A 6,720-nucleotide genomic window follows, 5' to 3' on the forward strand; every position below is an offset into this window, starting at 1 on the left:
CATCAAGAGAATTCTAGAAAATGGCATAACCCTCATAGAGGAATAAAAGAACCCTTTGGTTACTCCGTTTTCAATGGTGCTTACTCTTAGGTTAGCGAATACAATTCAGCGTCTCAGTTCGGTTCTCTGCTAAACGGCGATCGCAATCTCCGCACCTTCGATTAGACTGTACACAAACCACTATCCTGATATAACCCTATGCTAGGTAAAAATTCCCGATTAAGATGGTTTCAAGATCTGCCTCTGCGCTCCCTGATCATTCTTCCATTTCTGGTGCAAATCTTTACCGCAGTCGGGTTAGTGGGATATTTTTCATTTCGGAATGGACAGAAGGCAGTTAATGACCTCGCTCATCAGCTAATGGATGAAGTTAGCGATCGCACAGCAGATCGGCTTGACAATTATTTGCAGAGTGCCCATTTTATCAACTCTACCAATGATAAGGCAATTCGTTTAGGTCATTTAGACCTGAATAATCTATCAACATTTGAAAAACACTTCTGGGAACAAATTCAACTCTTCGACTTAATCGGATTTATTTACTATGCTAATGAAGAGGGAGAATTGATCGGAGCAGAACAGTTAGATGATGGATCATTGAAAATTGGTGAAGTCAAAAAAGAAATTCCTGGAAACTTCAAAATTTATGCTACAAATGAGCGCGGAGAACGCACAAATCTAGAAGTAGATATTGATAACTTTGAACCTCGTCAACGTCCCTGGTATCGGACAGCAATGGAAGTGGGTCAAGCGAGTTGGGGCGAAATTTTTAGTTATAAAGGATATCCCCGGATCGCGATCTCGGCTGTTCTTCCGCTCTATGACAGTGAAGGAAATATCTATGGAATGCTAGGAACGGATCTGATTGTTTCACTGATCAGTAATTTTCTCAGAGAGCTAGAAATTGGTAAATCTGGACAAATCTTTATTATGGATCGCTCGGGCTTATTGGTGGGAAATTCTACAGTTCATGACCCTTTTATTATTGATGAAGATAATCTCGTGCAATCGATCTTAGCGACCACAAGCAAAGATCGTTTAGTCCAAATGACGGCCCGCTATATCGAAGACCGTTTTGGTAATTTGACGAACATTCAAGAAACCCACAAACTTGAATTGAACTTCGACCGTCAGCCTTACTTCTTGGAAGTCTCTCCTTGGCAAGATGAATTAGGTTTAGATTGGTTAATTGTGGTCGTTGTACCTAAATCTGACTTCATGGCAGAAATTAATGCCAATAATCGGACAACAATTTTATTATGTCTATTAGCGCTGTTTGTTGCCATAAGTATGGGACTGTTAACCTCCCGGTGGATTACCCAACCCATATTAGACTTAAATCAAGCGGCTGAAGAAATATCTCAGGGCAATTTAGATCAACAGGTTCATATTAAAGAAATTAAAGAACTTAAGATATTAGCTCAGGTCTTTAATCATATGGCGGCCCAACTAAAAGCCTCTTTTTCTGCCCTAGAACAAACCAATACAGAACTTGAACAACGAGTCCAAAAACGTACCGCAGAATTAGAGCAGGCTAAACAACAGGCAGAGTCTGCGAATCAAGCGAAAAGTGATTTTCTGGCATCTATGAGTCACGAGCTGAGAACGCCCCTGAATGGCATCCTCGGCTATGCTCAAATCATGGAACGAACCAAAGACCTGAACGAACAGCGCCATGGAATCAGCGTGGTTCGCCAAAGTGGAACCCACTTATTAAACTTAATTAACGATATTCTTGATTTATCAAAAATTGAAGCTCGGAAAATGGAAATCACCCCCCAAAATCTCCATTTTTCGTCTTTCTTATCGAGTGTGAGTGAAATAATTCGGATTCGTGCAGCAAGTAAAAAGATCGATTTTTTTGCCGCCCATGACCCAAATTTGCCCACGGCAATTATTGCTGATAATAAGCGTTTAGGACAAGTGTTACTTAACCTGTTAGGAAATGCAGTGAAATTCACAGATAGCGGTCGAGTCACGTTCACGACAGAAGCGATCTCCCAAAACCAGGAAACTGTTACTATTCGATTTATCATTGAAGATACTGGAGTTGGCATGACTCGAGAACAACTGCAAAAAATTTTCTTACCTTTTGAGCAAGTGGGTTCTACCTCTCGTCGTGCTGAAGGAACGGGTTTGGGATTGACCATTTCTCAACAACTGGTCGAAATGATGGGCAGTCATATTGAAGTCTCCAGCATCCATGGTCAGGGGAGTCAGTTCTGCTTTACCCTGGAGTTCCCAATTGCAACGAACTGGTCAAAATCGGTAACAGAGGTCGATCTCGGTCAAATCACCGGTTACACGGGGAAACTTAGAACAATCCTCGTGGTTGATGATAAAGAAGTCAATCGTGCTGTTATTGTTGAAGTTCTGAGCCTCTTAGGGTTTGAATGTATTGAAGCAACCAATGGTGAAGAAGGATTGGATCTTGCCCAAGTGTTTCAACCGCATTTAATTATTACAGACTTGGCAATACCAAGATTAGATGGATTTGAGATGGCACGACAGTTGCGAACTTTTCCTGAATTCCAAAACACTCCAATTATCGCTTCTTCAGCCAGTGTATTGAGTCAAGACCAAACGAGCTGTTTAGAGGCAGGATGTGATGATTTTCTACACAAGCCCATCGATATTGAACGATTATTAACGTATGTGCAAAAGTATCTGAAGTTAGAATGGGTCTATAAAGATTCTGAAGTGCTAGAGAAGGAATACAGTGATACTGTAGACGATATTATAGATGACGAGATTCCCCCAGCTCAGGAATTAGAACAATTGCTCAATGCAGCTCGGATTGGTGATATTTTAGTGATTGAAGAAGAAGCACAACGGTTGATTCAGTTAGATCCTAACTATCGGAGGTTTGGTCATCGCATTTTACATTTTGCATCAGACTTTGATGACCAGGCAATTATTGAGTTGATTCAACAGTCTTTAGAAGAATAGTGATTATGAGTTTAAGGTTGGGATGGAATTCTTATATCAAATCTATTTATTTACGCTACAGAGATCTGTAGGGGCGGGTTATACCCAAATCTTGTAGACTGAAAACTATTGCAAGTAAACCCGCCCTCCTCCACGATGTCTCTACTTGTAGCAACCATTTAAGGATTTGATATTAGAATATGTTTTTTGTTAATCAAAAAAATGAGAGTAAATCGGTATTATTTTCTTTGCAGAAGTTTTGTATTGTTCAAGAAATGCTAGACGCACAAAATCTGGATGTGATGGGCGACTATCGCTTTGACCGTTAATTAACAATTATTAAATTATTGATTTTGAAATTGTTGATTGCTCCTTCACCGATTACTATGAATCTTGCAGACTTTATTGCCCTTTCCCCTATGATTGAACCCCAAATGAGTCCCTATGGCTCTTGGAAATCGCCTATTACCTCAGACTTAATTGTGGCAGGAGCGATCGCCCTTGGCGGCCCTCGACTCGATGCAGATTGCCTATACTGGTCGGAAGGTCGTCCGAGTGAAGGGGGACGTAGCGTCATTGTCCAGTGCACTTCAAATGGACAAATCCAGGACGTTACCCCCGCTTCCTATAACGTGCGAACCCGAGTTCATGAATATGGGGGAGGCGCTTCCTTAATAGACGCAGGAACGATCTATTTTGTGAATTTTGCCGACCAACGTCTCTATCGGCAGCCGGTGGGTGAAGACCCCCAACCGGTGACTGGCGAAAGTCAATGCTGTTATGCTGATTTTCGATTAGATTCGCGCCGTAATAGTCTAGTGAGTGTGCAAGAAGACCATAGCGCAGAAGGAGAAGCGGTTAATCGAATTGTCAGCATTGACCTGGAAACGGGTGCCTCCACCACCCTGACTGAAGGATATGATTTTTACGCTTCTCCCCGCTTAAGTCCTGATGGTTCCCAACTGTGCTGGATCTGCTGGAATCATCCCAATATGCCTTGGGATGGCACCGAGTTATGGGTTGCTCCAGTGAATGAGAAGGGTACATTAGGTACAGCAACCCTGGTAGCAGGAAGTACGACGGAATCGATCTTTGAGCCGCAATGGTCTCCGGATGGAGTACTGTATTTTGTGAGCGATCGCACGAACTGGTGGAACCTGTATCGTTGGGATGGTCGTTCTATAGACGCTCTTTATCCCAAAGCAGCGGAATTTGGGCTTCCTCAATGGGTTTTTGGCATGAGTACCTATACGTTTGCCGATGCAGAAACGATTATCTGCATCTATTCGGAAAATGGCAACGATACCCTGGCTAAACTCAACACGAGCAGCAAAACTTTAGAGGTTATTCCTACTCCCTACAGCAGTCTGTCTGCGCCTCAAGTGCAGGGAAACCAGATTATCCTACTCGCAGCATCGGCAACTCAACCAAGCGCCTTAATTCAACTGGACTTATCGGGCGAAAATCTAGAGATTATTTATAAGTCTAGCCAGTTAGAAATCGATCCCGGTTATCTTTCTGTTCCAGAGGCAATTTCCTTTCCCACGGAAAACGGCTTAACCGCTTATGGATTTTATTATCCGCCCCAGAATAAAGATTATCAAGCACCGGAAGGAGAAAAACCGCCCTTATTGGTGAAAAGTCATGGAGGTCCGACGGCTTCGACTTCGAGTAGATTTAATCTTAAGCTCCAATATTGGACAAGTCGCGGCTTTGCTATCCTGGATGTGAATTATGGGGGAAGCACGGGATATGGTCGGGAGTATCGCAAACGGTTGGATAGTTCCTGGGGTATTGTGGATGTGGATGATTGCGCTAATGGTGCGAAGTATCTGGCCGAGCAGGGTAAGGTGGATGAAAATCGGTTAGCTATCTCTGGAGGAAGTGCGGGAGGCTATACAACGTTATGCGCTCTGACGTTCCGGGATACGTTTCAGGCGGGAGCGAGTTACTATGGAGTTAGCGATTTAGAAGCCTTAGCTACCGATACCCATAAGTTTGAATCGCGCTATTTAGATGGATTGATCGGGCCGTATCCTGAACGTAAGGATGTTTATATTGAGCGATCGCCCATTCATTTTACCCAACAACTCTCCTGTCCTGTCGCCTTCTTCCAAGGACTCGAAGATAAAGTTGTCCCCCCCAACCAAGCAGAAATGATGGTTAACGCCTTAAAAGAAAAGGGGTTACCGGTTGCCTATGTCGCCTTTGAAGGCGAGCAACATGGCTTCCGCAAAGCCGAAAATATTAAACGCGCTCTTGATGGGGAATTTTACTTTTATTCCCGCGTCTTTGGCTTTGAAGTAGCTGACAAGGGGGGAGAAATTGAGATTGAGGGTTAGAAAGCGGGTTTCTGCGTTTACTTTTGGTTGGGTGTCGAAGGCGATCGTAGAAACCCGGTTTCTTGGTCATGATGCTTTATAATCTTGTATACTACTAACTAGAATCTCCGGTCAATTCAAGCAAGGCTATGTCACTACAAGAATTTAAACAGCAAGTAGTAAAGCTCTCCGTGAGAGAACGTCTATCATTAGTCAGTTTTATTATTGATTCTTTACCCGAATTCAGGCGTTCTACCGCAGAACGTTCTAGGGCAATTGAACAAATGCGAGGGTTGTTAAAAACCGATAAACCCGCACCGACTGATGAGGAAGTGGAGACTATGCTAGAAGAGAGGCGGATAAACAAGTATCTTTAGGCACAATCAAAACCGCGAGGTACTTTTAGGTGAAATTTTTAATCGATACTAATATTGTATTAGATTTTTTATTGCAACGAGAACCATTTTATCAAGATGCAGAACGACTGTTTCAAGCAATTCATGACAATAAAATTATAGGATATGTTACTGCCACTACTCTAACCAACATTTTTTATATTGCCAGAAGGCATACAGCAAGTATTGATAAGGCTCAACAGGCTGTTGTCGCCACACTAGATATAATGGTCATTTGTCCAGTTAATCGAGAAACTTTAGAATCAGCATTGACTGTTGGTTGTACTGATTTTGAAGATGCTGTTCAAGTCGCATGTGCCATGGATCGAGGTTTGGATGGAGTTGTAACTCGTGATACAGGTTTTCCCAATGTACTAATTCCCATTTTATCTGTAGCCGAAGCCTTACAGCAGCTAGAAAATGGCCCATAGAGCCTATTTGAGAGCGTACAATCTCTTGTGGATTATAGACACTGCACCACAATTGAGCAAACCGATTATTCTATAGATAGGCGATCGCAGGAAACCCACCCTATGGAAACCATTACCATTCAAGTTGGGGCTGAACTCGCCCAAGCTTATCGAACAGCCGAACCCCAGCAACAAGAAGATGCCGCTTTCCTGTTCCATCTCATAATCCAAGAATTATTGAATCCTAAAGGGAAAGGGTATTAGATACGAATATTCTGATTAGCGGCTTGATGGTGTCTTGATCTAAACCTCAATAGGTTTTTGATCTCGTGACTTAAAAACACATTATTTTAATGTCTGAGGAAACTTTGGCGGAATTATTTAAAACTTTTATCCATCCAAAATTTTAAAAATATATATCTCTAGAAAAAAGACTGGCATTTGTTCGTAACCTGAAGCAACAAGGAATAATGATAATCTGGGTAAAATAATAAAATTAGTTCCCCCATAAATAGAGGGATGTGTCTTAATATTTTTTTAATTTCCTTATAAAAGCATTAAAGTGGCACTGGACTCCTCCTAACTGTCGGATTTGATATTACATCAAATCCAAAAGAGAATGCTACATATCAATCGACAACCCTAGTAGGGGGGGGGGGGGGGGGG

At 42.3% G+C, this 6,720-nt stretch carries 5 protein-coding genes; all 5 read left to right on the forward strand.

What is annotated here, in order from left to right:
* Window positions 1–198 precede the first annotated feature (198 nt).
* Window positions 199–2,949, forward strand: a complete 2,751-nt coding sequence (locus PN466_RS06450; RefSeq protein ID WP_271937889.1) for an ATP-binding protein — start codon at window positions 199–201, stop codon at window positions 2,947–2,949.
* A 365-nt stretch (window positions 2,950–3,314) separates the two neighbouring features.
* Complete coding sequence (locus PN466_RS06455) at window positions 3,315–5,270, forward strand: S9 family peptidase (RefSeq protein ID WP_313898545.1); 1,956 nt, start codon at window positions 3,315–3,317, stop codon at window positions 5,268–5,270.
* A 128-nt stretch (window positions 5,271–5,398) separates the two neighbouring features.
* A complete protein-coding gene (locus PN466_RS06460) occupies window positions 5,399–5,626 on the forward strand; it encodes a hypothetical protein (RefSeq protein ID WP_271937890.1) in 228 nt (75 codons plus the stop codon).
* Between the two features lie 29 nt (window positions 5,627–5,655).
* Window positions 5,656–6,075 carry a type II toxin-antitoxin system VapC family toxin gene (locus PN466_RS06465; protein ID WP_271937893.1) on the forward strand — a complete coding sequence of 140 codons (420 nt, stop codon included), beginning with the start codon at window positions 5,656–5,658 and terminating at the stop codon, window positions 6,073–6,075.
* A 27-nt stretch (window positions 6,076–6,102) separates the two neighbouring features.
* Window positions 6,103–6,318, forward strand: coding sequence for a hypothetical protein (locus tag PN466_RS06470; protein ID WP_271937896.1), 216 nt, complete (start codon window positions 6,103–6,105; stop codon window positions 6,316–6,318).
* Window positions 6,319–6,720: the final 402 nt, after the last annotated feature.

The sequence above is a fragment of the Roseofilum reptotaenium CS-1145 genome, assembly GCF_028330985.1.
Classification (GTDB): Bacteria; Cyanobacteriota; Cyanobacteriia; order Cyanobacteriales; family Desertifilaceae; genus Roseofilum; species Roseofilum reptotaenium.

What these genes read in the sequence shown, in the direction of transcription:
- PN466_RS06450 (WP_271937889.1), top strand. Translation starts at nt 199, where the DNA reads ATGCTAGGTAAAAATTCCCGATTAAGATGGTTTCAAGATCTGCCTCTG.
- PN466_RS06460 (WP_271937890.1), top strand. Translation starts at nt 5,399, where the DNA reads ATGTCACTACAAGAATTTAAACAGCAAGTAGTAAAGCTCTCCGTGAGA.
- PN466_RS06455 (WP_313898545.1), top strand. Translation starts at nt 3,315, where the DNA reads ATGAATCTTGCAGACTTTATTGCCCTTTCCCCTATGATTGAACCCCAA.